This window comes from Actinomycetospora soli, from assembly GCF_021026295.1.
Classification (GTDB): Bacteria; Actinomycetota; Actinomycetes; order Mycobacteriales; family Pseudonocardiaceae; genus Actinomycetospora; species Actinomycetospora soli.
On the sequence record NZ_JAJNDA010000011.1, the window covers coordinates 1 to 25230 of the forward strand.

The 25230-nt window shown below is 75.9% G+C and carries 25 protein-coding genes; 17 read left to right on the forward strand and 8 right to left on the reverse strand.

The window, feature by feature from the left end; translation table 11 throughout:
* Window positions 1-184 precede the first annotated feature (184 nt).
* The 3 genes from LN037_RS18330 (at window position 185) to LN037_RS18340 (ending at window position 3005) form a co-directional block, all read left to right on the forward strand.
* On the forward strand, window positions 185-1117 hold the full coding sequence (locus LN037_RS18330; RefSeq protein WP_230755225.1) for an LLM class F420-dependent oxidoreductase: 933 nt from the start codon (window positions 185-187) through the stop codon (window positions 1115-1117).
* Window positions 1118-1241: 124 nt separating this feature from the next.
* Window positions 1242-1784 carry a CGNR zinc finger domain-containing protein gene (locus LN037_RS18335; protein ID WP_230755227.1) on the forward strand — a complete coding sequence of 181 codons (543 nt, stop codon included), beginning with the start codon at window positions 1242-1244 and terminating at the stop codon, window positions 1782-1784.
* Window positions 1785-1847: 63 nt separating this feature from the next.
* The gene (locus tag LN037_RS18340) at window positions 1848-3005 is read left to right on the forward strand and encodes an acyl-CoA dehydrogenase (protein WP_230755229.1); all 1158 of its coding nucleotides are present in this window, start codon (window positions 1848-1850) and stop codon (window positions 3003-3005) included.
* Here LN037_RS18340 and LN037_RS18345 read toward each other — a convergent pair.
* A complete protein-coding gene (locus LN037_RS18345; protein ID WP_230755231.1) occupies window positions 3002-3700 on the reverse strand; it encodes a TIGR03089 family protein in 699 nt (232 codons plus the stop codon). The two genes, LN037_RS18340 and LN037_RS18345, sit on opposite strands and share 4 nt — an antisense overlap.
* A gap of 23 nt (window positions 3701-3723) precedes the next feature.
* Window positions 3724-5493, reverse strand: coding sequence for an LCP family protein (locus tag LN037_RS33750; protein WP_230755233.1), 1770 nt, complete (start codon window positions 5491-5493; stop codon window positions 3724-3726).
* 244 nt (window positions 5494-5737) lie between these two features.
* Here LN037_RS33750 and rfbD point away from each other — a divergent pair, with 244 nt between their 5' ends.
* The 3 genes from rfbD (at window position 5738) to LN037_RS18365 (ending at window position 7915) form a co-directional block, all read left to right on the forward strand.
* A complete protein-coding gene (gene rfbD / locus LN037_RS18355; protein WP_230755235.1) occupies window positions 5738-6631 on the forward strand; it encodes a dTDP-4-dehydrorhamnose reductase in 894 nt (297 codons plus the stop codon).
* 126 nt (window positions 6632-6757) lie between these two features.
* Window positions 6758-7012, forward strand: coding sequence for a hypothetical protein (locus LN037_RS18360; protein WP_230755238.1), 255 nt, complete (start codon window positions 6758-6760; stop codon window positions 7010-7012).
* Between the two features lie 45 nt (window positions 7013-7057).
* On the forward strand, window positions 7058-7915 hold the full coding sequence (locus tag LN037_RS18365) for a glycosyltransferase family 2 protein (protein WP_230755239.1): 858 nt from the start codon (window positions 7058-7060) through the stop codon (window positions 7913-7915).
* Between the two features lie 85 nt (window positions 7916-8000).
* Here LN037_RS18365 and LN037_RS18370 read toward each other — a convergent pair whose 3' ends face one another.
* Complete coding sequence (locus LN037_RS18370; RefSeq protein WP_230755241.1) at window positions 8001-8465, reverse strand: hypothetical protein; 465 nt, start codon at window positions 8463-8465, stop codon at window positions 8001-8003.
* 154 nt (window positions 8466-8619) lie between these two features.
* Between LN037_RS18370 and manB the strand changes: the two genes are divergently transcribed.
* The 3 genes from manB to LN037_RS18385 are packed head-to-tail and all read left to right on the forward strand — an operon-like array spanning window position 8620 to window position 11139.
* The gene (gene manB, locus LN037_RS18375) at window positions 8620-9717 is read left to right on the forward strand and encodes a mannose-1-phosphate guanylyltransferase (protein ID WP_230755243.1); all 1098 of its coding nucleotides are present in this window, start codon (window positions 8620-8622) and stop codon (window positions 9715-9717) included.
* Entirely contained in the window at window positions 9710-10642 is a 933-nt protein-coding gene (locus LN037_RS18380; protein WP_230755245.1) for a DNA-3-methyladenine glycosylase family protein, read from the forward strand. Before manB ends, LN037_RS18380 begins: the two co-directional genes overlap by 8 nt.
* The gene (locus LN037_RS18385) at window positions 10642-11139 is read left to right on the forward strand and encodes a MerR family transcriptional regulator (RefSeq protein ID WP_230755247.1); all 498 of its coding nucleotides are present in this window, start codon (window positions 10642-10644) and stop codon (window positions 11137-11139) included. Before LN037_RS18380 ends, LN037_RS18385 begins: the two co-directional genes overlap by 1 nt.
* 77 nt (window positions 11140-11216) lie before the next feature.
* Here the strand turns inward: LN037_RS18385 and LN037_RS18390 are convergent, their stop codons facing one another.
* From LN037_RS18390 to LN037_RS18405, 4 genes are all read right to left on the reverse strand, one after another.
* Entirely contained in the window at window positions 11217-11738 is a 522-nt protein-coding gene (locus LN037_RS18390; protein WP_372460492.1) for an NUDIX hydrolase, read from the reverse strand.
* Window positions 11735-13105 (reverse strand): coenzyme F420-0:L-glutamate ligase, encoded by a 1371-nt coding sequence (locus LN037_RS18395; RefSeq protein ID WP_230755249.1) that lies wholly within the window; start codon window positions 13103-13105, stop codon window positions 11735-11737. Before LN037_RS18395 ends, LN037_RS18390 begins: the two co-directional genes overlap by 4 nt.
* Window positions 13098-14087, reverse strand: a complete 990-nt coding sequence (gene cofD, locus LN037_RS18400; protein WP_230755251.1) for a 2-phospho-L-lactate transferase — start codon at window positions 14085-14087, stop codon at window positions 13098-13100. The genes LN037_RS18395 and cofD overlap by 8 nt, the downstream gene beginning before the upstream one ends.
* Window positions 14088-14160: 73 nt before the next feature.
* Window positions 14161-14922: a site-2 protease family protein gene (locus LN037_RS18405; protein ID WP_230755260.1), complete on the reverse strand. Its 762-nt coding sequence runs from the start codon at window positions 14920-14922 to the stop codon at window positions 14161-14163.
* A 338-nt stretch (window positions 14923-15260) separates the two neighbouring features.
* Between LN037_RS18405 and LN037_RS18410 the strand changes: the two genes are divergently transcribed.
* The 3 genes from LN037_RS18410 (at window position 15261) to LN037_RS18420 (ending at window position 19706) form a co-directional block, all read left to right on the forward strand.
* Complete coding sequence (locus LN037_RS18410) at window positions 15261-15512, forward strand: WhiB family transcriptional regulator (protein WP_230755641.1); 252 nt, start codon at window positions 15261-15263, stop codon at window positions 15510-15512.
* Between the two features lie 130 nt (window positions 15513-15642).
* A complete protein-coding gene (locus LN037_RS18415; RefSeq protein WP_230755262.1) occupies window positions 15643-19287 on the forward strand; it encodes a glycosyltransferase in 3645 nt (1214 codons plus the stop codon).
* Window positions 19288-19328: 41 nt separating this feature from the next.
* Window positions 19329-19706, forward strand: a complete 378-nt coding sequence (locus tag LN037_RS18420) for a VOC family protein (protein ID WP_230755264.1) — start codon at window positions 19329-19331, stop codon at window positions 19704-19706.
* 49 nt (window positions 19707-19755) lie between these two features.
* Here LN037_RS18420 and LN037_RS18425 read toward each other — a convergent pair whose 3' ends face one another.
* Window positions 19756-20271, reverse strand: coding sequence for a metallopeptidase family protein (locus tag LN037_RS18425; protein ID WP_230755266.1), 516 nt, complete (start codon window positions 20269-20271; stop codon window positions 19756-19758).
* A 254-nt stretch (window positions 20272-20525) separates the two neighbouring features.
* On the opposite strand from LN037_RS18425, the gene LN037_RS18430 reads away from it, so the two are divergent.
* From LN037_RS18430 to manA, 5 genes are all read left to right on the forward strand, one after another.
* Window positions 20526-20888 (forward strand): DUF3499 domain-containing protein, encoded by a 363-nt coding sequence (locus LN037_RS18430; protein WP_230755268.1) that lies wholly within the window; start codon window positions 20526-20528, stop codon window positions 20886-20888.
* Between the two features lie 148 nt (window positions 20889-21036).
* Window positions 21037-22461 (forward strand): phosphomannomutase/phosphoglucomutase, encoded by a 1425-nt coding sequence (locus LN037_RS18435; protein WP_230755274.1) that lies wholly within the window; start codon window positions 21037-21039, stop codon window positions 22459-22461.
* Window positions 22458-22691 carry a Trm112 family protein gene (locus LN037_RS18440; protein ID WP_230755280.1) on the forward strand — a complete coding sequence of 78 codons (234 nt, stop codon included), beginning with the start codon at window positions 22458-22460 and terminating at the stop codon, window positions 22689-22691. Before LN037_RS18435 ends, LN037_RS18440 begins: the two co-directional genes overlap by 4 nt.
* Window positions 22688-23833 (forward strand): SIS domain-containing protein, encoded by a 1146-nt coding sequence (locus tag LN037_RS18445; protein WP_230755283.1) that lies wholly within the window; start codon window positions 22688-22690, stop codon window positions 23831-23833. Before LN037_RS18440 ends, LN037_RS18445 begins: the two co-directional genes overlap by 4 nt.
* Before the next feature lie 103 nt (window positions 23834-23936).
* On the forward strand, window positions 23937-25136 hold the full coding sequence (manA, locus tag LN037_RS18450; protein ID WP_230755285.1) for a mannose-6-phosphate isomerase, class I: 1200 nt from the start codon (window positions 23937-23939) through the stop codon (window positions 25134-25136).
* The last annotated feature ends 94 nt before the right edge of the window (window positions 25137-25230 follow it).

Genomic DNA, 25230 nt, shown 5'->3' on the forward strand with positions numbered 1-25230 from the left:
TGGGCAACGGGCGCGGGAACTGCGTGCGCGGCAACCACCTCAAAGAACTGCCCGGGTGGGTCACCGAACTGCTCCACGACGGCTTCGGGCCGCATCCGCACACCGTCCGGACCACCACCCCGACCGGCCACACCTACACCAGCCGAGCCGGACCATGAGGCGTCCCCGGCCTACCGTGGTCGGTGTGGACCTCAGGATCTTCACCGAGCCCCAGCAGGGCGCGACCTACGGCGACCTGCTGCGGGTCGCCCGTGCCGCCGAGGACGCGGGGTACGACGCGTTCTTCCGGTCCGACCACTACCGCGCGATGGGCGGCGTGTCCGGCGAGCCGGGCCCGACCGACGCGTGGACGACGCTGTCGGCGCTCGCCGTGCAGACCGAGCGCATCCGCCTGGGCACGCTCGTCACGTCGGCGACGTTCCGGCTGCCGGGGCCGCTGGCGATTCAGGTCGCGCAGGCCGACCAGATGTCCGGCGGCCGCGTCGAGCTCGGGCTCGGCGCCGGCTGGTTCGAGGCGGAGCACACCGGCTACGGCATCCCGTTCCCGCCGACCCGCGAGCGGTTCGCCCGGCTGGCCGAGCAGCTCGCCGTCATCACCGGCCTGTGGTCGACCCCGGCGGGCGAGTCGTTCGCCTTCTCCGGCGAGCACTACACGCTCGTCGACTCGCCCGCGCTGCCGAAGCCGGTGCAGCAGCCGCTGCCCGTGATCGTCGGCGGGACCGGGCCGCGACGGACCCCGGCGCTCGCCGCGCGGTTCGCCACCGAGTTCAACCTGCCCTTCGTCCCGCTGGAGCAGGCCGTCCAGCAGGTCGACCGGGTCGCGGCGGCGTGCACCGAGGCGGGCCGGGACCCGGGGTCGATCACCCGCTCGGTCGCGCACACGCTCGTCGTCGGGAAGGACGGGACCGCCGTGGCCCGGCGCGCGCAGGAGCTCGGGGTCGACGCCGAGCAGCTCGCGGACAACCCGCTCGCCGGCACGCCCGCGCAGATCGTCGACGCGCTCGGCACGTGGCGCGAACGTACCGGGATCCGCCGGGTCTACCTCCAGGTGCTCGACCTCGCCGACCTCGACACCGTCGAGCTGGTGGCCTCGGAGGTGGCGCCCCAGCTCGGGTAGAGCACGCGGTGCGCCCCGCACGCGCAGCGCTGGTAGCGCACGGGGCCGTCGCTGGTGAGGTGGCGGGAGGTGGTGGTCCACCGGTGGCTCGCGGTCATGGCCCCGAGCGTGCTGTCATGGCCTCGTGCACCTCAACCCTTACGGGCGTGACGCGGTCCTCCTCGCGGCGGATCTCGCCAACGACCCGCCCGCGGGGCGCCGGGAGCTGGTCGACCGCTGCCGGGACGCGGGCCTCGTCGTCGACGCCACCGCCGAGGACGACCTCGAGCGCACCCGCGAGGTGCTCGACCGGTGGGTGCGGATCGTCGACGCCCCCGTGGCGGCGGAGCGGGCGGAGCGCACCAACGAGCTGCTGGCGGAGTTCTGCGGACACCCCCGCATGACCGACCACGATTCGACGGAGCACGCCGATGGGGGGTACCACCTGCACTTCCGGGACGCGGACCTGCCGGTCGGGCGCGTGCTGTGCTCGCTGATCGCGATGGGGACGGCGCTGCACCTGGCGGGCCGCGGGATGCACCGGCTCGGCCGCTGCGCGGTCGAGGGCTGCGACCGCGTGTACGCCGACGTCTCGCGGACCGGGCGGCAGCGCTACTGCTCCACGGCCTGCGCGAACCGCGACGCCGTACGTCGGCACCGGTCGCGAGAGCAAGCCCACGAACGGTAGGACGTCCAACCATCCGGTTGTACCGTGAGTCACGAGTACGTTTCGGTTGGGGAGGAGTTCGCGGTGAACCCGGAGTTCGACGTCTACGACCTGGGCGAGGAGCGGGCCGCGCTGCGCGAGGCCATCCGCGCGCTGAGCGAGAAGGAGATCGCGCCGTTCGCGGCGGAGGTCGACCAGCAGGCCCGGTTCCCGCAGGAGGCCCGCGAAGCGCTGACCGCCTCGGGCTTCCACGCCATCCACATCCCGGAGCAGTACTCCGGTGAGGGCGCGGACTCGATCGTGGCGTGCATGGTCATCGAGGAGGTCGCGCGCGTCGACGCGTCGGCCTCGCTGATCCCCGCGGTGAACAAGCTCGGCTCGATGCCGATCATCCTGTCCGGCTCCGAGGAGCTGAAGCAGGAGGTGCTGCCGACCATCGCGAGCGGCCAGTCGATGATCAGCTACGCGCTCTCCGAGCGGGAGGCGGGCTCCGACACGGTCTCGATGCGCACGCGTGCCCAGCAGGACGGCGACGACTGGATCCTCAACGGCACCAAGTGCTGGATCACCAACGGCGGCGTCTCCGACTGGTACACCGTCATGGCCAAGACCGACCCCGACAAGGGCGCGAACGGCATCTCCGCCTTCGTGGTGCACAAGGACGACCCGGGCTTCTCGGTCGGCCCGAAGGAGCACAAGCTCGGCATCAAGGGCTCGCCCACCACCGAGATCTACTTCGAGAACTGCCGCGTCCCCGGCCGCCGGATCATCGGCGAGCCCGGCACGGGCCTCAAGACCGCCTTCGCGACGCTCGACCACACCCGCCCGACGATCGGCGCGCAGGCCGTCGGGATCGCGCAGGGCGCCCTCGACGCGGCGGTCGACTACGTCAAGGACCGCAAGCAGTTCGGCAAGGCCGTCTCGGACTTCCAGGGCGTCCAGTTCATGATCGCCGACATGGCGATGAAGATCGAGGCGGCCCGCCACCTCGTCTACGTCGCCGCGGCCAAGGCCGAGCGGGGCGAGAAGAACATCGGCCTCGTCGCCTCGGCGTCGAAGTGCTTCGCCTCGGACGTCGCGATGGAGGTGACCACCGACGCCGTCCAGCTGTTCGGCGGCGCCGGCTACACCACCGACTTCCCGGTCGAGCGCATGATGCGCGACGCGAAGATCACGCAGATCTATGAGGGCACCAACCAGATCCAGCGCATGGTCATGGGCCGCCAGGTCCTGCGCGGCTAGAGCCGGTCCGTGCACCTCTCGGCCTCGGCCCGCCGGTCGAGCGCCGAGAGGTCCGCGTGCCGGACCTGGACGAGCGACCCGCCGCCCGCGAGGACGGCGAGCAGCCCGTCCACCAGGCCGCCCTCGGCCACCACGGGCCAGTCGGCCGTGGAGAGCAGCCGCGTGTCGGCGCCGTGGCCGAGCTCCGCGGCCCGTCGTCGGGACAGGTCCACCACCGCGTCCACGGTCGCGTCGCCGAGTGCCGGAGCGCTCCCGGCGACCGGCTCCGGCGTGAAGTGGTCCCCGTGCATCCGGACCTCGCTCGCGTAGTCGACGGCGTCGGCCGGCAGGTCCGCGAGCGGGCGCCCGAAGGCGTCCAGCGAGAACCCGACGAGCAGCGGGGCGTCGACGTCGAGGTGCTCGGCGTCGACCAGCGCGACCGCCGCGTCGGAGTCGACGACGTGCGCCCCGCACCACCAAGCCCCGAGCAGTGCGACGGCCTTCTGCCAGTGCGCCGGCAGCGCCACCGACACGCGCGTCCCGGGCTCGACGTCGCACTCGTCGCGGAGCAGGTTGGCGGTCTTGGCCACCCAGTTCGCCAGGGTCTCGCCGGAGAACTCGAGCCGCTCGCCGCTCGCGTCGTCGTAGAACGTGATCAGCGGGCGGCGGGCGTCGGCGGCGAGGACGGGGGCCAGCAGCGCGTCGGTGACGGTCATCGGGCGGCGAGCCTAGTCGCCGCTCAGTTGACGCAGGGGATGCCGTCCGCGGTGATCGGCGGCTGCGGCGGCGGGGGTGGCGCACTGTCCGCGCTGTCCGAGGGCGCCACCACGGCGCCCGGGCCGCGGTAGTCCGACGCCAGCAGCACCTGCACCACGTTCGGCGGGACCGAGGCGTCGGCCCGGGTCGGCAGCCCGCCCAGCGCCCGGGCGACCACGCCCGCCCCGGCGTCCCCGCCGGGCCCGAAGACGATCGCCGAGGTCGTCGCGGGCTGGTCGGCGTTGCCGGAGCGCAGCTGCGTGTAGCCCTGGGCGCCGAGGATCTGGACGACGCGGGCGGCGGCCCCGCCGGTGCCGGAGGCGTTGCGGACGTCCACCGGGATCTGGGCCGGCGCCGGCCCGGTGGGCACCACCGGGGTGTCCTCGGGGCCGATCGCGTCGGAGACGAACCGCTTGACCTCGCTCTCGTTCACCTTGAGCGCGTCCCCGGCGCTGGTGCTGACCCCGCCCTCGGTGGGGATCGTCATGAAGGTGACCGCGCCGCCGCTGACGCCCTGCATCTGCTGGGCGAACCCCAGCAGGTCCCAGTTGCCGTCGAGGACGACCGACTGCTTCACCGCGTCGAGCAGCCGGCCCAGCGTGATCGGGTCGGCGAGGGTGCCGGCGGAGAGGACCTTGTGCGAGAGCCCGGCGAGGAAGGCCTGCTGACGGCGCACGCGGTCGAGGTCGCCGAGCGGCAGGCCGTGGCGCTGGCGCACGAACGCGAGGGCGTCGTGGCCCGACACCGACCGCGGTCCGGCCGCGAAGTGGGCGCCGGAGAAGTCGTCGTCCACCCGGTTCTTGAGACAGACGTCGACGCCGCCGATGGCGTTGGTGAGGTTGAAGAACCCGAGCAGGTTGATCTCGGCGTAGTGGTCGACCCCGATGCCGGTGAGCTCCTGGACCGTCTCGACGAGCGCGGCGCGGCCGGCCTCCGAGGACCGGACGTCGACGTCGCGCGGGTCGGCGTCGCCCTCGGACACCAGCTTCTGGGCCATCGCGGCCTTCGCGCCCGGGTAGACCGAGTTGAGCTTCCCCTTGCCCGACGACCAGGGCAGCCCGACGTAGCTGTCGCGGGGCAGCGAGAAGGCGACCGCGCGGCTGCCGTCGTTCGGCACCCGCACCAGGATCATCGAGTCGGTGTTCAGCTCGCCGTCGGCCGAGCCGGCGTCGAGCTGGGCGAGCACGTCGCGCGGCAGCGGGTTGCCCTGCGCGTCGTTCCGGCTGTCGGTCCCCACGAGCAGGATGTCGGTGGCCCCGTCGGCCGCCGTGCCCTTCCTCGACAGTGCGCCCGACGTCGCGAAGCTGCCGGAGAGCGCCGCCCAGGCGGTGCCGCTGACGGCGAGGATCAGCACGGACATCACGGTCACGACGACGCGCAGCATCCGCCACGGCCGCCGGCGGGGACCGTCGGCCGGGGGCTCGGGCCTGGGCGGCGCCGGCCGCGGCGGCGCGGGCCGCGACGGCGGGCCGGGCGGGCGGTCGCCGGGCGAGCGGGGCGGGCCCTCGCGCAGGGCGACCGACGACGGCGGCCGGCCCATCCCGGCCGGGGCGTCGCGGCCCGCGGGCCCGGCGGGGCGCAGCTCGCGGAGGTCGCTGCGCCGCAGCCGTGCCGAGGCACCTCCGGCCTGCGGGGGCGGACCACCGCGCGGCGGCTCGCGGCGGCGCTCGGCCTCCGGCGGCGCCGGCCGTCCCGCGGAGGGGCCGAACCGCCGTGCGGGATCGCGACGGGAACGCCCACGGTCGTCGTCCACGGTGCGCCTCCCCTCACGGTCTGAAGTCAGCGGCGGTTCTCAGTGTCGTGCATCGATGGTCGTCGGTGGGTCGCCCCCGGAGACATCGTCGTCCCGGTCGACCGGCTCAAGGGCAGGCTAGACGGCCTCACCCGGGTTTCTCGGGCACCACCCGTTCGGACCCGCCGCGGCGCGTCGGAGGATGACACAGCATCACCCGCCCGTGCGGGTCGGGATCGATCTTCGGAGGCTGCGCGTGCGGTGGATGGTGACGGGAGCGGGCGGGGCGCTCGGGACGGACCTCGTCCGGGTGCTGACCACGAGCGGTGAGCGGTTCCGCGCGTTCGTGCGCGCCGACCTCGACATCACCGACGCCGAGGCGGTCGACGCGGCCGTGGCCGACTGGGCGGGCGGCGTCGACGAGCCGGCCGTCCTGCTCAACGCCGCCGCCTTCACCGCGGTGGACCTCGCCGAGACCGACCCCGACGCGGCCCGCGCCGCGCACGCGGTGAACGCCGACGCCCCCGGCTACCTCGCCGCTGCGTGCGCCCGGCACGGCGCCCGGCTCGTGCACGTCTCCACTGACTACGTGTTCGACGGGCGCGGGCCCGCGGGACGACCCGGCGCGGGTTACGAGCCCGACGACCCCACCGGCGCCCGCAGTGTCTACGGCCGCACGAAGGAGCTGGGCGAGCAGCGCGTGCGGGACGCGCTCGACGCCCACCACGTCGTGCGCACCGCCTGGGTCTACGGCGACACCGGCAGCAACTTCGTCGCGACGATGGCGCGGCTGGCCGGCCGGCGGGACACCCTCGACGTCGTCGACGACCAGCACGGGTCCCCGACGTGGTCGGCCGACCTCGCGGCGGCGCTCGTGGCGCTGGGCCGCTCGGACGCGCCCGCCGGGACCCTGCACGCGACGGGTGGCGGCGCCACGACCTGGTGCGGGTTCGCGCGCGCCGTGTTCGAGGAGCTCGGCGCGGACCCGCAGCGCGTCCGCGGCTGCACCACCGACCAGTTCCCCCGGCCTGCGCCGCGTCCGGCCTGGTCGGTGCTCTCCCCGGACTCGTGGACCGCCGCCGGACTCGCGCCGCTGCCCGACTGGCGCGACGCGCTGCACGCGGCCGTCGACCGCCACCCGGAGCTGCTGGGCCGCTGACGGGACCGGAGAGCCCGTCCGGCGCACACCCGACGTCGGGAAGATCATCCGGGAGCGGGCCGAAGATTTTCCGGGGCATGTCGGCGACGAACCGTCACCTCCCGGCGCCGCGCGCGTTCACGTCGTATGGCGTTGGAGACGGTGCTGCTCGCCCTGCTGGGCGTGGTCGCGGTCTGGCTCGTGATCGACGCGGGCCGCGAGCGTCACCGGCTGCGGGCCCGCATGGACCGCGCCACGCGCCGGACGGCGACGCCGCCCCCGCCGCGGGTCGCGCCCCCGGCCCGCCCCGCCCGGTCCGCGCCGAACACCGGCGGCCTCGGGCCCGGGTCCTGGCAGTACTGGCCGGTCGCGCTCCCGGCCACCGACGAGACGCGCCGCTAGACCCTCCTGTCCGACGCCGGACCGTCCCCGGCCAGGATGGTCGACATGTCCTACGGAGACGAGCTCGCCGTCGTCGTCGTGACCTACTCGCCGGGTGACTCGCTCCCCGCGTTCCTGGACTCGCTGAGCGGGGCCACCACCCGCCGACCCGTCGTGGTGCTCGCCGACAACGGTTCGACCGACGGCGTCCCCGAGGCGGCCGCCGCCGCGGGCCGGGCGCAGCTGCTGCCGATGGGGGAGAACCTCGGCTACGGCGCGGCGGCCAACCGCGCGGTCGCGGGCCTGCCCCGCGAGGTCGGCTGGGTGCTGGTGTCCAACCCGGACATCGTCCTCGGCCCGGGGTCGCTCGACCGGCTCCTCGAGGCGGCCGCCCGCCGGCCCCGCGCCGGCGCGCTCGGCCCGCTCATCCGCACCGACGGGGAGGTCTACCCGTCGGCGCGGCTCGTCCCGTCGCTCGGTCGCGGGGTGGGGCACGCCGTGTTCGGCGCGGTGTGGCCCGCGAACCCCTGGACCCGCTCCTACCGGCAGGAGGGGGCGGTCGCCGAGCGGACCGCCGGCTGGCTCTCGGGCTCGTGCGTGCTGCTCCGGAGGGCGGCGTGGGACTCGGTCGACGGCTTCGACCCACGCTTCTTCATGTACTTCGAGGACGTCGACCTCGGCGACCGGCTCGGCCGGGCCGGGTGGCTCAACGTCTACGTGCCGGAGGCCGAGGTCGTGCACACCGGCGGGCACGCGACCGAGGCCGACGTCCCGACGTCCGCGCGGATGCTCCGGGAGCACCACCGCAGCGCCTACCGGTTCCTGGCCGACCGCTACCGCGGCCGGCGCTGGGCCCCGCTGCGGGCCGGCCTGCGCGCGGCGCTCGGGGTGCGGGCGCGCTGGAGCACGCGGCACGCGGCCTGAGGGCTGCCGCTCCCGTGGCAGGAATGCGTCATTGCTGTCACCTCATGGCAGCAACGACGCGTTCCTGTCACGAGCGGGACGGGCGTCAGCGGCGGAACAGACGCTTCCAGAACGGCACCTTGACGCCGACCGGTGGCGTCGTGGGGGAGTCGTCCGGGCGCGGCTGGTCCTCCCGGCCGCGGTCCTGCGCCGGGAACGGCGCCGTCGGCGGCCGGGTCGCGGCGGTGCGCACGGTCGGCGCCTCGGCCGGCACGGGCCGCATCAGGGTCGGATCCGAGACCTCGACGGGGGTCGTCTCCGGCTCGCGCGGAGCCCATCCGGGAGGCTGGCGGTGCCGCCCGTCCCGGTGGCCCAGCTCGCCCGGTGACGGCCGATAGTGACGCTGGGTGGTCACTTCGTCGCTCGGGCGAAGGGCTGACTGGGGAATCATCTGCGTGGCCGACGCGTCGAAGGGTGACTCAGCGCTGTCGGGGGTCACCACGGTGGCGTTGCGTTGCTGCGCCCGGACGATAGCCTCCTGGGCGCGGTCCCACGCGTTCGACGGCTCCACCACGCTTCTCCTGCCCGGCTCCCGGCGACGGATAAGGCGTCCGGTGGGCCCCGGAGGACCCGGACCGGTGACTGCCGAGTGGCGTTCACACTAGCGCCCGGACGCGACGCCGTCGTCACGCCGGGGCACCGGATCGACCCAGGAGGGCACGAACGTGACGGACACGGGGGGAACGGCGCAGGGCACGGCCGCGGTGGTGCTGGTCGGTGGTCAGGGCAGCCGCCTGCGGCCGCTGACGTCCTCGACGCCGAAGCCGATGCTGCCGACCGCGGGAGTGCCGTTCATCGGGCACCTCCTCTCGCGCATCGCCGCCGCGGGCATCCGCCGGGTGGTGCTCGGCACGAGCTACCGCGCCGAGGTGTTCGCCGACTACCTGGGCGACGGGTCCGCGTTCGGCCTCGAGCTGGAGTGCGTGCCCGAGCCCGAGCCGCTGGGCACCGGCGGCGGCATCCGCCACGCCGCGGCCGCGCTCGACCCCTCCTTCGAGGAGGTCATGGTCTTCAACGGCGACATCCTCTCCGGGGTCGACCTCGGCGCCGTGCTCGCCGAGCACCGGACCGCCGGCGCCGACGCGACGCTGCACCTGGTCCGCGTGCCCGACCCGACCGCCTTCGGCTGCGTGCCCACCGACGCGACGGGCCGGGTCCAGGCGTTCCTGGAGAAGACGCTCAACCCGCCGACCGACCAGGTCAACGCCGGGTGCTACGTCTTCCGCCGCGCCGTGATCGACGCGATCCCCGAGGGTCGGCCGGTCAGCGTCGAGCGCGAGACGTTCCCCGGCCTCCTGCGCGAGGGCCGTCGGCTGCAGGGGCACGTGGAGTCGTCCTACTGGCTCGACCTCGGAACCCCCGCCGCGTTCGTCCGCGGCTGCGCCGACCTCGTGCAGGGGATCGCCCCGACGTCGGCCCTGCCCGGACCGGTCGGCACCTCCCTGCTGCTCCCGGGCGCCAAGACGGCCGCGACGGCGTCGGTGTCCGACGGCAGCACGCTCGGCCGCGACGTCGTCGTCGGCGACGGCTCGCGCGTCATCGGCTCCGTGGTGATGGACGGCGCCCGGATCGGCGACAACGTCGTCGTGACCCGCTCGGTCATCGGTCCCCGGGCCGTGATCGGGGACGAGACGGTGGTCAGCGACGCGGTGGTCGGCGACGACGTCTCCGTCGGCGCGGGCTGCGAGCTGCGCGACGGCGTGCGCCTGTGGCCCGGCCTCGCGATCCCGGACGGCGGTCTGCGATTCTCGGGGAGTGGCTGAGGCGCTCCTGACCGAGAGCGGGGCTCGTACCCGCCGCTGGCTCCCGGGCTACGTCCTCGACATCGCGGCCCTGATCGGGCCGCTCCGGCACGGCAGGGGCGACCCGACCTGCCGCGTCGACGAGTCCGGCGTCGTGTGGCGCGTCTGTTCCACCCCGCTCGGCCCGGCGACCACCCGGATCCGGCGCCTCGGCACCGAGGTGGTCGCCGACGCGTGGGGCGACGGCGCCGAGTGGGTGCTCGACGGCCTGCCCGCGCTGCTCGGCGCGGACGACGACGACGCCGGGTTCGTCGGCCACCACCCGCTGGTCGCCGACGCCCGGCACCGCCTGCCCGGCCTACGGCTCGGGGCGTGCGGGGCGGTGTGGGACCAGCTGTTCGCCGCGATCCTGGAGCAGAAGGTCACCGGGATCGAGGCGCATCGCTCGTGGCGGGAACTCTGCCGGCGCTTCGGCGGCACCGCCCCCGGTCCGGCGCCGCAGGGCATGCGGGTGCCGCCGACGCCGCGCGAGACCAAGGCCATCCCGGACTGGGAGTGGCACAAGGCCGGCGTCGACCAGTCGCGGCGCCGCGCGATCCTCGCGTCGGCGACCGTCGCGCACCGGCTCGAGAAGGCCGTGGAGCTGCGCGGCGTCGAGGGCCGGTCGCTGCTGCGCAAGGTGCCGGGCATCGGGGTCTGGACCGCCGCGGAGGTCGCCCAGCGGGCCTGGGGCGACCCGGACGCCGTCTCGATCGGCGACTTCCACATCCCCACGACGGTCGGCTACGCGCTGGTCGGCCGGAAGCTCGACGACGCCGGGATGATGGAGGTCCTCGCCTGCTACGCCCCGCAGCGGCAGCGCGCGGTGCGCTACATCGAGGCGTCCGGCTTCAAGCGCCCCCGTTTCGGGCCGCGGTACTCCCCGCGCGACTTCCGGGAGTGGTGATGACGGCGTCCAGCGCTGCCGAGGTCGCCCGCGCGAGCGGGCTGCCGGTCGCGGCGCTGCGCCCCGGGCTGTGGTCCCGCGAGGACGTCGTCGAGCTGCAGCGGACGCTGCTCTGCCGCGAGCTCGGTCTTCCCGACGACGGGTCGAGCACGTCCGAGGAGCTCCTCGCGGTCCTCGAGGCGGTGCGCGACCGGGTCGAGCGCCGGATCGCCGCCGTCCGCGGCACCCTGGAGGGGCAGCGGCACACGCCCGCGGAGATCCTCGACGGGTTCGGGGAGCCGGTCGTGCCCGACGAGACCCTCGACGAACTCGGCCTCTCCTGGGCCCGCACCTGGACGGCCGGGGAACCGGTCGACTCCGCGGCGGCCCGCTCCGTGGCGGAGCGCCATCGCGCTGTCGCGGGGCCCGACGTGTCCGAGGCGCTGGCGTTCGTGCTCGACCGGCACGGCCTCGGCGTCGCCGCCTACGCCCGGGACGCCCTCGCACTCGTGCGCTGACCGGCTCCTCAGAGCGTCAGCGGTGGCACACGGCTGACGCTCGCTGTCAGGGTGGCGCCACGTCCCGGGCCCGGGCGTCAGCCGCCCAGCGACCGGCCGAAGGCCACGTCGTCGGGCAGCTCCGCGAGCGGCCACCACCGCAGGTCGACCGACTCGTCGCTGCGGACGGCGGTCGCGCCCTGCGGGGCACGGACCAGGTAGCGGACGTCCAGGTGCCGGGTGGGCACGCCCAGCGAGCAGGTCACGGGGTGGACGTCGAGGTGGACCGGCGCGTCGGAGATCGTCAGGCCGTCGATGCCGGACTCCTCGGTCGCCTCGCGCAGCGCCGCGGCGCGCAGCGTGGGGTCGTCGGCCTCGATGTGGCCGCCGAGCTGCAGCCAGCGTCCGACGCGCGGGTGCAGCGTCAGCAGCGCGTGCTCCCCGGCGGCGTCGACCACCAGCGCCGATGCCGTGAGGTGCCCGGGTACGCACGCCCGCGCACACGCGTCGGGCCGCGCCGCGAGGAAGGCGAGCAGGGCGTACCGGATCGCGGACTGGTCGGCGGACGGGGCGTCCCACGCGGTCAGCACCGCCGCCGCGTCGTCGTGCACCGGGGTCACAGCTCCACCAGCCGGTCGTCGGTCGTCGGCTCGCCGCGCGAGGCGGTGGGCTCCGCCGGGTGCCCGACGGCGACCGCGCCGAGCGGCTCCCACGTCGCCGGCAGGTCCAGGACGGACCGCACGAGGTCGGCGGCGAAGATGGTCGAGCCGACCCAGCACGACCCCAGGCCCTCCGCGGCGAGTGCCACCAGCAGGCCCTGCACCGCGGCGCCCCCGGCGACGGTGAACATCGTGTCCTCGCACGCGGCCCGGCGGGCGTCGGGATAGTCGTGCGACCCGCCGTCGGAACCCCGCACGAGGAACGGCAGGACCAGCTCCGGCGCCCGGTACAGGAGGTCGCCGCGGGCGAGCCGCTTCTCGACCTGGCCCGCCGTGAACCCGTCGGCCTCGAGGTCCGCGCGCCACGCGGCGCCCATCGCGTCGAGCAGCGCCCGACGGCGGGTCGCGTCGCGCAGCCAGACGAAGCGCACCGGCCGCGAGTGGTGCGGGGCGGGTGCGGTGAGGCCGGCGGCGACCGCGCGGCGGACCCGGTCCGGCTCGACCGGGTCGTCCGCGAACGCGCGGACCGACCGCCGCGCCGGGACGGCCTCCCGCCGACCCCGCGCGATGGCCTCGTCCGCGCCGAGCCAGAACAGGTCCTCCTCGACGGGGCGGACCAGCGCCCCCGCCGTCGGGCCGTCGCCGGTCAGCCCGCCGAGGCCGCGCACGACCGCGACCGGCACCCCGCCGAGCTTGCCCTTCACCAGATCGGCCGCCGCCGCGATCTCGTCGGCCACCGCGACCTCGGTGACCAGCAGTTCGTTGCCCTGGCGGTCGACCGCGCCGCCGTAGCCGTGCAGCGCGACGAGCCCGGCGGAGCCGATCGCGGCGTCGGTCTGCCCCAGCCGCCAGCAGCGTCCCATCGTGTCGGTGACGACCACGGCGACGTCCACCCCGAGCCCGTCCGCGAGGGCGGCACGCAGGCGGGCGGCGGACCCGTCGGGGTCCTCCGGCAGCAGCGCCACCTCGTCGCTCTCGACGTTCGACCCGTCGACCCCGGCGGCCGCCTGCACGATGCCGAGGCGATTGGTGACGATCTTGGTGCGGCCCTTCGTCGCCAGCAGCCGGACCGACTCCCCGTCGATCAGCCGGCGGCGGGCCGCGTCGCGCTCGTCGGGGTCGCTCGGGACCCTGACCAGGCGACCCTCGACCTTCGAGAACACCTTCGAGGTGACCACCACGACGTCGCCGTCGGCCACCTGCCCGCGCAGCGCGTCGACCAGCGCGGCGGCCAGGTCGTCGCCCGGGCGGAACTCGGGCAGGCCCGGGACGCCCCAGACGGTGAGGCCACCGGCCGCGGCGTGGTCGGCCCCGGGGAACTCAGACATCGGCGCCGCCCGTCGCCGCGCCCGCCCCGCCGACGCCCGCCAGGTCGATCGCCGCCCGGACCATCGCGGCCGTGGCCTCCGGGTCGGTCATGAGCAGCGGCACGGAGCGGACGGCCACGCCCGGGATCTCGGCGGAGTCGGTCTCGTGGACGAGCCAGCCGTCGAGCAGGCCGCCGGTCGAGCGCGCGCCGTAGTGCCGTCCGACGCCCTCCGCCGACACCTCGACGCCCACGGCGTCCAGGCACGCCTCGGCCATGCCGCGGACCGCGCGCCCGTCGATGATCGGGCTGATCCCGACGACGGGTGCAGGCGCGGCCGCGAGGGCGGCCCGCAGGCCGGGGACGTCGACGATCGTGCCGACGCTGACGACCGGGTTGGACGGGGCGAGCAGGACGAGGTCCGCCTCGGCGATGGCGGTGAGCGCGGCCGGGCAGGCCGTCGCCTGGTCCCGTCCGACGGAGGCGAACCCGTGCGCCGGCGGGACGGCACGGTGGCGGACCCACCACTCCTGGAAGTGCACCGCCTTCCGCTCGCCGGAGTCCGGGTCGTCGATCACGACGTGCGTCTCGATCCGGTCGTCGCTCGCCGGGATCAGCGCGACGCCGGGCCGCCAGCGGTTGCACAGGGCCTCGGTGACCTGCGAGAGCGGGTAGCCCGCGCGCAGCATCCGGGTGCGCACGAGGTGGGTGGCGACGTCCCGGTCGCCCAGTCCGAACCACGTCGGGTCGGCGCCGTAGGCCTCCAGTTCCGCCTTCACCGACCACGTCTCGTCGGCCCGGCCCCAGCCCTTCCCGGTGTCGATGCCGCCGCCGAGCGTGTACATGCAGGTGTCGAGATCCGGGCAGACGCGCAGCCCGTGCAGCCAGAGGTCGTCGCCCACGTTGACCACCGCGGAGACGTCGCCCTGCTCGCCGAGCGCCGCCAGCACCCCCTGCAGGAACCGCGCACCGCCGACGCCCCCGACCAGAACCGTGACCTTCACACCGGTGATCGTGCCCCCGACCCCCGACGGCGCGCCGGGCCGGGGTACGACCCGGCGTCGGGAAGGCCCTGCCCTAGCGCTGCCAGAAGAAGAAGATCGACCGGCCGGCCTCGGCGAGCGCGAGGTCGCCGCCGGTGGAGGAGTAGACGAACGAGGCGAAGCCGAACAGCGCCTGCGCGGCGGGGGAGAAGAGCAGCAGCACCACGAACAGCAGCAGCGGGGCGTACGGGGTGAACGGGGCGACCCGTTGGCGCGTGTGCTCCGAGAGGTACGGGTCGAGGACGCCCCAGCCGTCGAGTCCCGGGATCGGCAGGATGTTCAGCACGAAGGCGAGGACCTGGATCAGCGCGAGGAAGGACAGGCCCGCGCCGAGGTAGACCGGGACGAGCGGGACCAGCAGCGCCAGGAGCACCGCGAGCACGAGGTTGACCAGCGGGCCCGCGAGCGAGACCAGGCTCATCGCCCAGCGGGCGCGGAGCGTGCCGCGGGCGATGTAGACCGCGCCGCCGGGCAGCGGGATGCCGCCGATCAGCAGGAACAGCACCGGCAGCACGAACGTCAGCCCGGGGTTGGCGTACTTCGTGATGTCGAGGGTGAGGTAGCCGCGGGCCTTGACCCAGGGGTCGCCGCAGCGGTGCGCGGTCAGCGCGTGGGCGAACTCGTGCAGGCACAGGGAGACGCACCATCCGGCCAGGATGATGATCACCACGCCGGCCGTGATCGCGATCTCGGAGTCGATGAGCGTGAGGACGCACCCGGCCACGGTCGCGGCGAGGAGCCCCAGGAAGATGGGGCTGGTCCGGGTCAGGCTCCCACCGGAGCGCAGGCTGGCCACCGCGTCAGTGTCCCAGGTCGGGCCCCGGACGGGGGCCACGCAGCGTCGATGGGCGTCGGAAACGCGTTCACCGCACGTGACGACCGTCCGTCGCGACATGCGGCCATGCAGGGGACTCAACTTGACCCACATGGAACGACACCGATGTAATTCCTGCCGACGTACACGCCGGCGCGGGGCCGGCGCTCCGCCAGCTGGGGAGTGCTAGCGGTGAGGGAGGCCGTGTGAACGGTGCGGAGAGCGGGTCGGTGGTGCTGGGCAGCGTGAGGTTCGACGGGACGTCCGGGACGTCGCTGGCGGCGGGGGGACCCCACGGGGGAGGGCGGCCGCGGGACGTCCTGGGAGAGTTGTTCGCCGTGGCGGGCGAGGACGAGCAGGAGTGGCAGGAACGCGCCCTGTGCGCGCAGACCGATCCCGAGGCGTTCTTCCCGGAGAAGGGCGGATCGACCCGGGAGGCCAAGCAGATCTGCAACAGCTGCGAGGTGCGCTCCGAGTGCCTGGAGTACGCCCTCGGCCACGACGAGCGCTTCGGTATCTGGGGCGGTCTCTCCGAGCGGGAGCGTCGTCGGCTCAAGCGTCGGGTCGTCTGACCCGTCCGCTGCCACCACACTCCCCGCGGGGAGTGTGAGCACCCTGTCTGTCCACGCCGTCGGACCCCCCTTCTAGTCTCGGGCACCGCCCGGTGGCCACCGGGCGACACCGACGGCGGGGAGGACTGCGGTGGCCCCCACGGCGCCCGTGCTGGCGGTCCTGGTCTGTCACGACGGCGAGGCGTGGCTGCCCGAGACCCTCGGCGCTCTCGGTCGGCTCTCGGTCGCCCCGCGGCGGGTCGTCGCGGTCGACACGGGCTCGCGGGACTCCACCCCCGACCTGCTGCGGTCCTCCAACCGCGTCGACGTCGTGCTCGACCTCCCGCGCGACACCCCGTTCGGCACGGCGGTCGCGGCGGCCGTGGCCGACGCGGACCGGCGCTGGGGTCGCGACGGCGAGCGCAGCTCGGGCGACTGGCTCTGGGTGCTGCACGACGACGCGGCCCCCGAGCCGTCCTGCCTCGACGTCCTGCTCTCGGTCGCCGAGTCCTCGCCCGCGGCCGCGATGCTCGGCCCGCTCCAGCTCGACTGGGACGACCCGCGGCTCGTCGTCGAGGCCGGGCTGTCCACCGACGCCTCCGGGCACCGGCAGACCGGGATCGGCTCCGACGAGCTCGACCTCGGTCAGTTCGCCACCAACTCCGAGGTGCTCGCCGTCGGCTCGGCGGGCGCCCTGGTCCGGCGCCGCGAGTGGGACGCCCTCGGCGGGTACGACTCGGCGTTCGGCCTCCTGCGCGAGGACGTCGACCTCGGCTGGCGCATCAACCGCGCCGGGGGCCTCGTGCTCTGCGTCCCCTCCGCGCGCCTGCACCACGCCCGCGCGGTGACGGTCGGCGCGCGCAGGCTCGACGCCCGCGGCACTGACGGCGGGCTGCGCACGACCGACCGGCGCAACGGCATGACGACCGTCCTCGTCAACGGGTCCGCGGCCGCGTACGCCGTCGGGCTCGTCCGGCTCCCGCTGCTCGCCGTCCTGCGGGCGCTGGGCTTCCTGCTGCTGCGCCGCCCGCGGGCGGCCAACGCCGAGCTGGGGGCGATGGGTCGGCTGGTGGCCGACCTCGGCGAGGTCCGGGAGGCACGGCGCCGGAGGTCCGTTCCCGACGCCGGGTCGGGCGACGTCCGCGGTCTGCTCACCAGCCGCACCACGCGCCTGCGCAACGCCGTCTCCGGCGGTCTCACGAGCATCGTCCGCAACCGGGTCCGCGACGACCTCGACCTGGGGCGCCTGCCGGACTGGGCGGCCCGGCCCGCGCGGGCGCCCGTCTCGGCCGCGGCGGCCTCGGCGGAGGGCCCCGAGGACGGGCAGCTGCTCGTCGGGCAGGGCGCCCTCCCGGCCGGGGCGACCGCGCCGAAGCGGTCGGGCCGGCGCAAGGCGGGCCTGCGCCGACCGGGCGGCGAGTCCGTCGCGGTCTCCCTCGCGGGGCCGTCCGCGGGCGGCGAGGCCGGCCCCACCGAGCTCATCGCCCGCAGCGGACGCCACCGCTCGGTGGCCGACCCGGAGGCCGCCACCGCACTCGTCGGGATCCCCGACCCCCGCGAGGCCCCGGCCGCCGAGGCCGACCCGCACCTCGTCGTCGTGCCCGTCACCCCGGGCCGCGTCCTGCGGGAGCTGCTGCTCGCCCCGCCGCTGCTGATGGTGCTGGCGCTGACCGCGGTGTCGTTGCTGGCGCAGCGGTCCCGCCTCGGCCTCGACCTCGCCGGCGGACGCATCCGCGCGCTGCCCGAGCTCGGCCCCCTCTGGAGCAGCTACCTGGCCGAATGGCACCCGGTGGCCGGCGGCACGGCTGCGCCGGCCTCGGCCGCGCTCGCGGTGCTCGGCGTGCTCGGCGGGCTGCTGTGGCCCGTCGCCGGCTCGAGCGGACCGGCCGTGGCCGTGTCGCTGCTGCTGCTCGGCGCCCTGCCGCTGGCCGGGCTGTCCGCCTACGTCTCCGCCCGGCCGATCCGCGTGGGCCGCGTGCTGCGCGCCCTCGCCGCCTCCGTCTACGCCCTGCTCGGCATCACGGCGGCGGCCGTCGCGCAGGGTCGGCTCGACGGCGTGGTCGTCGTCGTGCTGCTGCCGCTCGTGCTCGCCGGGGTCGCCGCGGTGCTGCGCGGCAGCCGCACCCCCGAGGGGACCCGCGGCCGCCGGACGTCGTGGTGGAGCGCCGCCGCGGGCACCTCGCTCCTGCTCGCCGTCGTGTCCGCCTTCGCGCCGCTGGTCCACCTGATGGTGCTCGTGGTGGTCGTCGTCGGCTTCGTCGCGGTGCCCGCGCCCGCCGGGGCGGCGAAGCGCCGGGCGGTGGCGCTCGCCGCCGTCGTCGTCCTCCCGGTGCTGCTGCTCCTGCCCTGGCCCTCGACGCTGCTGCGGGCCCCGCAGGTGCTGCTGCACGGCACCGGCTCGCCGGTCACCGAGCGGTTCGCGAGCACGCTCGACGTGCTCTCCCTCGACCCCGGGGGCGCCGGGTCGCTGCCCGTGGTCGGGCTGATCGTGCTGGTCGTGGCGGTGGGCGGCGCGCTGCTCGCCCCGCGCCGGACGATGGTCCCCGGTCTCGCGGTGATGCTGCTCGGCATCGTCGCCGCCGGCATCGTCGGCACCGTGCCGCTGGCGCCGCTGTCGGGCGGCGACCCGCGCCCGGGCTGGACCGGCCCCGCGCTCGCCTTCGCCGCGTGCGGCGCGCTGTGGAGCCTGCTGGCGCTCGTCGCCGAGGCGCGCGCCGTCCCGCTCGGCACGCTCGTCACCGGCCGCTCGGGCCCGCGTCACCGGCCCGCGCCGCGGCAGCTGGGCGACCCCGCGATCGACCTCGGCCCGGACGGCGTCCTGTCGCGGGTCGGCGGCGGGGCGCGCTCCGCCGCGTCGCGCGTCGGCACGGCGCTGTCCTCCCGCCTACGGGTCCGCGCGAGTGCGGCGTCCACCGGCCGCGCGCGGGGCGTCGCCGTGCCGCTCGTCGCCGCCACGGCCGTCGCGCTCGCCGTGTGCGCCGTCCTGATCGGGCCGCGCGGTGCGCTGGCCGCCCGCCCCGCCCCCGTGCTGGACGCCGCGCTCGCCGGGCGGGTGGCCGCGTCCGGCGCCACGGTCGTGGAGGTCGGGCTGGCGCCGCGCGCGGACGGGCCGGGCTTCGCGCTCGACACCGACGCCACCCGCCGCGCGGGGGCCGACCTGCCGCGCTACGGCGACGACGACCTGGTGCCGGTGGGCGCCGCGCCGGCCCGCCTGACCCGCGACGTCACCGCGCTGCTCTCCGGGGACCCGGCGACCGTGCAGGCCGGGGCGGCCGAACTCGCCGCCTCGGGCACGTCCACGGTAATCCTGCCCGACGCGGCGGTCGCCGACCGCGCGGCGAGCGCGGGTTCGCCGCTGCTCACCCCGGCCGCGCCGACCTCCGACGGCCGGTCGGTGCTGACGATCGGCCTGCCGGTGGCCGGCGCCGTGATCCTCGAGCCGCCGGTCTCCGACGACGCGACCGACGCGAAGGCGGCGCCCCGGCGCCCGTCGGGCATCGCGGCGCTGCCCGCGACGCCGCCGTCGGTCGGCGTGCTCATCTCGCCCGGCGCCGACCGGCGTCTCGTGGTGCTCGCGGCGGAGCGCGAGTCGGGCTGGACCGCGACCGTGGGCGGGGCACCGGCCGACATCGTCCCGGCGTGGGGTCACCTCGTCGGGGTGCCGGTCCCGGCGCAGGGCGGGCCGGTGGTGATCGGTCGCGACACCACGCTGCGGGGCCTGCTGTTGCTCCTGCAGCTGGCGCTGGTGCTGTTCACGGTGCTCTCGGCGCTGCCGTCGCGGACCCGGCTGGACTGACACCGGCGAGGTTGTCGGGGGTCGCCGCTACGGTCCGCGGCATGCTCGATCACTTCGGGGTCCCGGTCGCCGACGTCGACGCCGCCGTGGCCCGCTACCTGCAGATCTTCGCGCCGCTCGGCTTCCGGGAGGCGATGCGCATCCCGCACGAGGGGAGCGCCGTCGTCGGGCTCGCCGGGGCCGCCGGCGTGCCGCAGTTCTGGCTCACGCCGGGCGGCCCGGTGGACCGGGAGCTGCACTTCGCGTTCTCGGCGCCCGACCGGGCGGCCGTCGACGCCGTGCACGAGGCCGCCGTGGCCGCCGGGGTGGAGGTGCTGCACGCTCCGCGCGAGTGGCCCGAGTACCACCCGGGCTACTACGGCGTGTTCCTGCGCGACCCCGACGGGCACAACGTCGAGGCCGTGCACCACGGCTTCTGACCGGCTCCTGACCGGCTCCTGACCGGCTCGTGACCGGCTCCGAGGGGCGCTACGCCTGGTCGCTCTCGTCGTCGATCGTGTCCGGCTCCACGCCGAGGTACTCCGCGACCTGTTCCACGAGCACGTCGTGGAGCAGGTCGGCGAGGTCCTCGCCGTCGAGCGCGCGCGCCTCGAGCGGGCGCCGGTAGAGCACGATGCGGGCCCGGGTCGGCGCGCCGCGGCGGTCCACGCCGGCCGGGACGAGCCGGGCGAGCGGGATGTCGCCGTCGCCGACCACGCCGTCGTCGTCGGGCACGGGGGTCGACACGTCGGGCACGTCGTCGACGGCCACGTCGAGCTCCTCCAGCTCGGCGCCCCACCGCTCCTCGATGGGCTCGAGGGCCTCGAGCACCACGGCGTCGAACCTCTCCGCGCGCGTGCGCGCCGCGGGGGCGCCCGCAGGATAGAGCGGCGCCCGCATGCCGCGGCCCCGCCGGTCGCGTCGCCGCGGCGTCCGCCCCGGCTGGGCGCCGCCCGCCCGCGAACCGCCCGAGCGTCCACCGATGCGGGTACCACCCCTCGCCATGAGCGGCGAGCCTACGCCCCGACGCCGTCGTCCGAGGTCACTCCCGCCGTCCGTGGTCGGGCGGGCGTCCCTGTACGCGGCGGCGCGCGCCGCGAGGTGTCCGTCCGGCAGGTCGTGGGGCGGCCGGAGATGCCTGGCGTCACTCTCGCGAGCGGCCCTGCAGCCACCCGGGCGCACCCGTCCCGGACCGTCACCCGACGCGCCGAGCGAGCCTGCGCGACGGGAGGCGCACCCGGCGTCTATCGTCTCCGTCCGTGCGAGGAGTACGGAAGTGCTCACGGACCGGGTGCGGCCGTGCGGCCGTGGCCACGTTGACGTACGTCTACTCCGATTCGACGGCCGTCGTGGGTCCGTTGGCGACCAGTGCGGAGCCGCACTCGTACGACCTCTGCGAGTTCCACGCCCTGCGCCTCACCGCCCCGCGTGGGTGGGAGGTCGTGCGCTACGAGGGCGAGTTCCCCTCGGAGCCGAGCGCCGACGACCTGACCGCGCTCGCCGAGGCCGTGCGCGAGGCCGGCCGGGCCGAGCCGCCGACGGAGGCCGTCGGCCTGGGCGCGGTCGCGGGGACCGGGCGGCGCGGGCACCTGCGGGTGCTGCCGGACCCGTCCAACCCCTGACCGGACGAGCCCGACCGGAATCCGTCCGACCCCGGACCACACCCGTCCCGCCCCGGACCGGACCCGTCCAGCCCTGCGCGGGTCGGGCCACCCCATCGGGTGGCCGCCGAGCCGCGCGGTGTCGGACCCGGCCGATACGCTGCCGGGTGTGAGCAGTTCAGCAGCCACCGAGTCCGCGCAGGCCGCCCGCTCCCGCGTCATCGGCCAGGTGATCAAGGCCTACGACGTCCGGGGTCTGGTCGGCGAGCAGCTCGACGCCGCCTTCGTCCGCGACGTGGGTGCCGCGTTCGCCGAGCTGCTCACCTCCGAGGCCGGCGGGCCCCCCGCGAACGGCATCGTCGTGGGCCACGACATGCGCGACTCGTCGCCCGAGCTCGCCGCGGCGTTCGCCGAGGGCGTCACGAGCCGCGGGGTCGACGTCGTCGAGATCGGGCTGGCCAGCACCGACATGCTCTACTACGCCTCGGGCGTGCTCGACGCGCCCGGCGCGATGTTCACCGCGAGCCACAACCCGGCGACCTACAACGGCATCAAGCTCTGCCGGGCGGGCGCGAGCCCCGTCGGGCAGGACACCGGCCTGGACGACATCGCCGCAATGCTCGACCGCGGGCCCGGCGAGGTCCCGGGCTCCGCCGCGACCCCGGGCACCGTGCGGCAGCGGGAGATGCGCGAGGGCTACGCGGAGTACCTGCGCGGCCTCGTCGACCTGTCGGGCATCCGTCCGCTGTCGGTCGTGGTCGACGCGGGCAACGGCATGGCCGGGTACACCGTCCCCGCGGTGCTCGACCCGCTGCCGATCGACGTGCACCCGCTCTACTTCGAGCTCGACGGCACGTTCCCCAACCACGAGGCCAACCCGCTCGACCCGGACAACCTGGTCGACCTGCAGCGCGAGGTGTCCAACCTCGGCCACGTCGACGCCGGGCTGGCCTTCGACGGCGACGCCGACCGCGTCTTCCTCGTCGACGAGCGCGGCGAGGCCGTGAGCCCGAGCGCGATCACCGCGCTGGTTGCCACGCGCGAGCTGGCCAAGGAGCCGGGCTCCACGATCATCCACAACCTGATCACCTCGCGGGCCGTGCCGGAGATCGTCACCGAGGCCGGCGGCAGGCCCGTCCGCACCCGTGTGGGCCACTCGTTCATCAAGGCGACGATGGCGCAGACCGGCGCGATCTTCGGCGGCGAGCACTCGGCGCACTACTACTTCCGCGACTTCTTCCGCGCCGACTCCGGGATGCTCGCGGCGCTGCACGTCCTCGCCGCCCTGGGGGAGCAGGACAAGCCGCTCTCGGAGCTCATGGCGCAGTACTCGCGCTACGCCGCCTCCGGCGAGGTCAACTCGACGGTGGACGACCCGCAGGCCAGGATGGCGGAGGTGGAGCAGACCTACGCCGACCGGGACGACGTCACCACCGACACCCTCGACGGGCTGACGGTGATGTTCGACAGCGGCGACTGGTTCAACCTGCGTCCGTCCAACACCGAGCCGCTGCTGCGCCTCAACGTGGAGGCGTCCGACGCCGACGCGGTGGCCGCCCTGCGCGACGAGGTGCTCGCGGTGGTCCGGCGATGAGCACCGCCGGCCCGCTCGGGCTCGACCCGGCCCTGCTCGAGATCCTCGCCTGCCCGGCCCCCGACCACGGCGAGCTGCGCCCCGACGTGGAGACGTCCACCCTCACCTGCGCGGCGTGCGGGCGGACCTACCCCGTCACCGACGGCATCCCGGTGCTGCTGCTCTCCGAGGCCGCGAACGGCCCCGACGCCGGTCCCGACGGCGGGTCGAGCGACACCGCGGGCGGGTGAGCGCGGTGCTCGACGAGGCACTGCTCGACGACACCGGCCGTCTGCTCGACGCCGACCGCGGTGGCGTGCTGCGCGCGGCCGCGACCGCCGGCGCCCAGGTCCGGGCGACCTGGGCGGCCGCGCAGGAGGCCGGGCTCGCCACGCTCGAGGGGCTGCGGCCGCGGGCGCTCGTCCTGCTCACCCGGCCCGGCCCGGAGCGGGCGAGCGCGGCCGTCACCGCCGCGCTGCTCGAGCCGACCTGCCCGTGCCCGGTCGTGGTCACCGGCACCGCGCCGCCGTGGCTCGGGCCGCTCGACGTCGTGGTGGTGTCCCACCGCGGATCGGAGCAGGACCCGGCCGACGCGGCCGTCGCCGAGGCCGTGGACCGCGCCGTCCGCCGCAACGCCCACGTCGTGCTGACCGGGCCGCCGGACGGTCCGGCCGCCGCGGCCGCCGCGGGGCGCGCGATCCAGGTGAGCCCGCGCGTGCCCGTGCTGGACGGCCTCGCCGCCGCGACCGACCTGGCCGCGGCCTTCGCCACGGCTCGCGCCCTGGACCTCCTCGACGTCGACGGCGAGGCGCTCGCCGACCGCCTCGACGACGAGGCCGAGCGCAGCGGACCGCGGCACGAGGCGTTCGTCGCGCCGGCCAAGGCGCTCGCGCTCCGGCTCGCCGAGCACACCCCGCTGCTGTGGGGCACCGACGCGACCGCGGTCGCCGTCGCCGGGTACGGCGCCGCGGCCCTGGCCGCCCACGCCGGCGTCGTCGCGCACGCGGGTTCGCTGACCGGCGCGGTCGGCGTGCCGGCCCTTGCGGCCCGTCTCGACGGCGGCACCGGCGTCGACCCGATCTTCGCCGACCCGTTCGACGACCCCGGCCCCGACGGTCCGCCGCCGCGGCTCGTCGTCGTGAACGTGGCCGAGGACGTCCCGACGCGACGGCTGGCCCAGGACGCCGAACGGCGCTGGCCGGCCGCGGACACCCTCGAGCTCGACGACCTCGAGCTCGCCGGGCCCGGTGTCGGCCGGGACGCGGTCCGGGCCGGTGTGCTCGCGCTGCGGCTCGACCTCGCGGCGCTCTACCTCGGCCTCGCGACCGGCTCGATCGGCGCCGACCCGGAGCCCGGGCGCAGTCCCGGCGCGGTCCCAGGCATCGGGGCCTGACCCACCGGAGCGCTCGAGACCGGGGCGCCCGGCGGAGGCGGGACCGCCGTGGCCCGCCACCCGCCCATCCGTGCACGGCGAACGACTCAGGGGGACCGAAGCGGTGGAACTGCTCGAGGGGACGGTGCGGCCGTACGCCTGGGGGTCGCGCACCCACATCCCGGCCCTGCTCGGCGAGCCCGTCCCGTCGCCGCACCCGCAGGCCGAGCTCTGGTTCGGCGCGCACGTGGACGACCCGTCCCGCCTCCCGGGCGGCCGCACGCTGCTGCACGCGATCACCGCCGACCCGGAGGGCGCGTTCGGCGCCGAGCGCGCCGAGCACTGGGGCGGCCGGTTGCCGTTCCTGCTCAAGGTGCTCGCCGCCGAGGAACCGCTGTCGCTGCAGACGCACCCCTCGGCCGAGCAGGCCGTGGCCGGGTTCGCCCGCGAGGAGGCGGCAGGCGTCCCGCGGACGGCTCCGGACCGGAACTACCGCGACGCGCTGCCCAAGCCGGAGATCCTCTGCGCGCTGGAGGAGTTCCACGCCCTCGCCGGGTTCCGGGACGCCCGGGTGACGCTGCGGCTGATGCGCGCCCTCGACGTGCCGGGCCTGCGCCACCACACCGAGCTGCTCGCCGCGCAGCCCGACCCGGACGGCCTGCGGGCCGTCTTCACCACCTGGATCACCCTCCCGCAGCGCGCGGTCGACCAGCTCGTGCCCGAGCTCCTCGACGCCTGCGTCACGCTGCTCAAGAGTGGCGCCGACGAGTTCGACCGCGAGGTCCGGACACTGCTCGACCTCGGGGAGCGCTACCCCGGCGACGCCGGCGTCCTCGCCGCCCTGCTGCTCAACCGCGTGGTCCTCGCCGAGGGTGAGTGCCTGTTCCAGCCCGCCGGCTCCCCGCACGCCTACCTGTCGGGCTGCGGCGTCGAGCTCATGGCGAACTCCGACAACGTGCTGCGCGCGGGCCTGACGCCCAAGCACGTCGACGTGCCCGAACTGCTGCGCATCCTCGACTTCCGCTGCGGCCCGCCGACGCTGCTGCGGCCCGAGACCGACGGTCCGCGCTCGGTGTTCCACGCCCCGAGCGAGTACTTCCGGCTGGTCCGGCTGGACCTTCCCGACGGCGGGTCGGCGGGGGTCGGCCTCGACGGGCCGCGGATCGCGGTCGTCGTCCGCGGGCAGGTGGCGATGGAGGGCGCGGGCGGCACGCTCACCGTGCCGCAGGGCCGCGCGGTGTGGCTCCCGTCGGCGGAGACGTCGGTGGACGTCGCCGCGCTCGACGGCCCGGCCCTCGTGTTCGTCGCCGGGGACGGCCGCTAGGCCGGCTGTCGCACCCGGCGGCACCTGGTCGCCACCGGTCGCCGCATCGACACGACGGGTGTCGGTGTCCCCGGATAGGGTCCGCGCCACCGCA

Excerpts from the sequence above, each read along its gene's own strand:
- LN037_RS18345 (WP_230755231.1), bottom strand. The coding sequence starts at position 3,700 with ATGACCGTCACCGACGCGCTGCTGGCCCCCGTCCTCGCCGCCGACGCC.
- rfbD (WP_230755235.1), top strand. The coding sequence starts at position 5,738 with ATGGTGACGGGAGCGGGCGGGGCGCTCGGGACGGACCTCGTCCGGGTG.
- LN037_RS18360 (WP_230755238.1), top strand. The coding sequence starts at position 6,758 with ATGGCGTTGGAGACGGTGCTGCTCGCCCTGCTGGGCGTGGTCGCGGTC.
- LN037_RS18365 (WP_230755239.1), top strand. The coding sequence starts at position 7,058 with ATGTCCTACGGAGACGAGCTCGCCGTCGTCGTCGTGACCTACTCGCCG.
- LN037_RS18385 (WP_230755247.1), top strand. The coding sequence starts at position 10,642 with ATGACGGCGTCCAGCGCTGCCGAGGTCGCCCGCGCGAGCGGGCTGCCG.
- LN037_RS18395 (WP_230755249.1), bottom strand. The coding sequence starts at position 13,105 with ATGTCTGAGTTCCCCGGGGCCGACCACGCCGCGGCCGGTGGCCTCACC.
- LN037_RS18420 (WP_230755264.1), top strand. The coding sequence starts at position 19,329 with ATGCTCGATCACTTCGGGGTCCCGGTCGCCGACGTCGACGCCGCCGTG.
- LN037_RS18425 (WP_230755266.1), bottom strand. The coding sequence starts at position 20,271 with ATGGCGAGGGGTGGTACCCGCATCGGTGGACGCTCGGGCGGTTCGCGG.
- LN037_RS18440 (WP_230755280.1), top strand. The coding sequence starts at position 22,458 with ATGAGCACCGCCGGCCCGCTCGGGCTCGACCCGGCCCTGCTCGAGATC.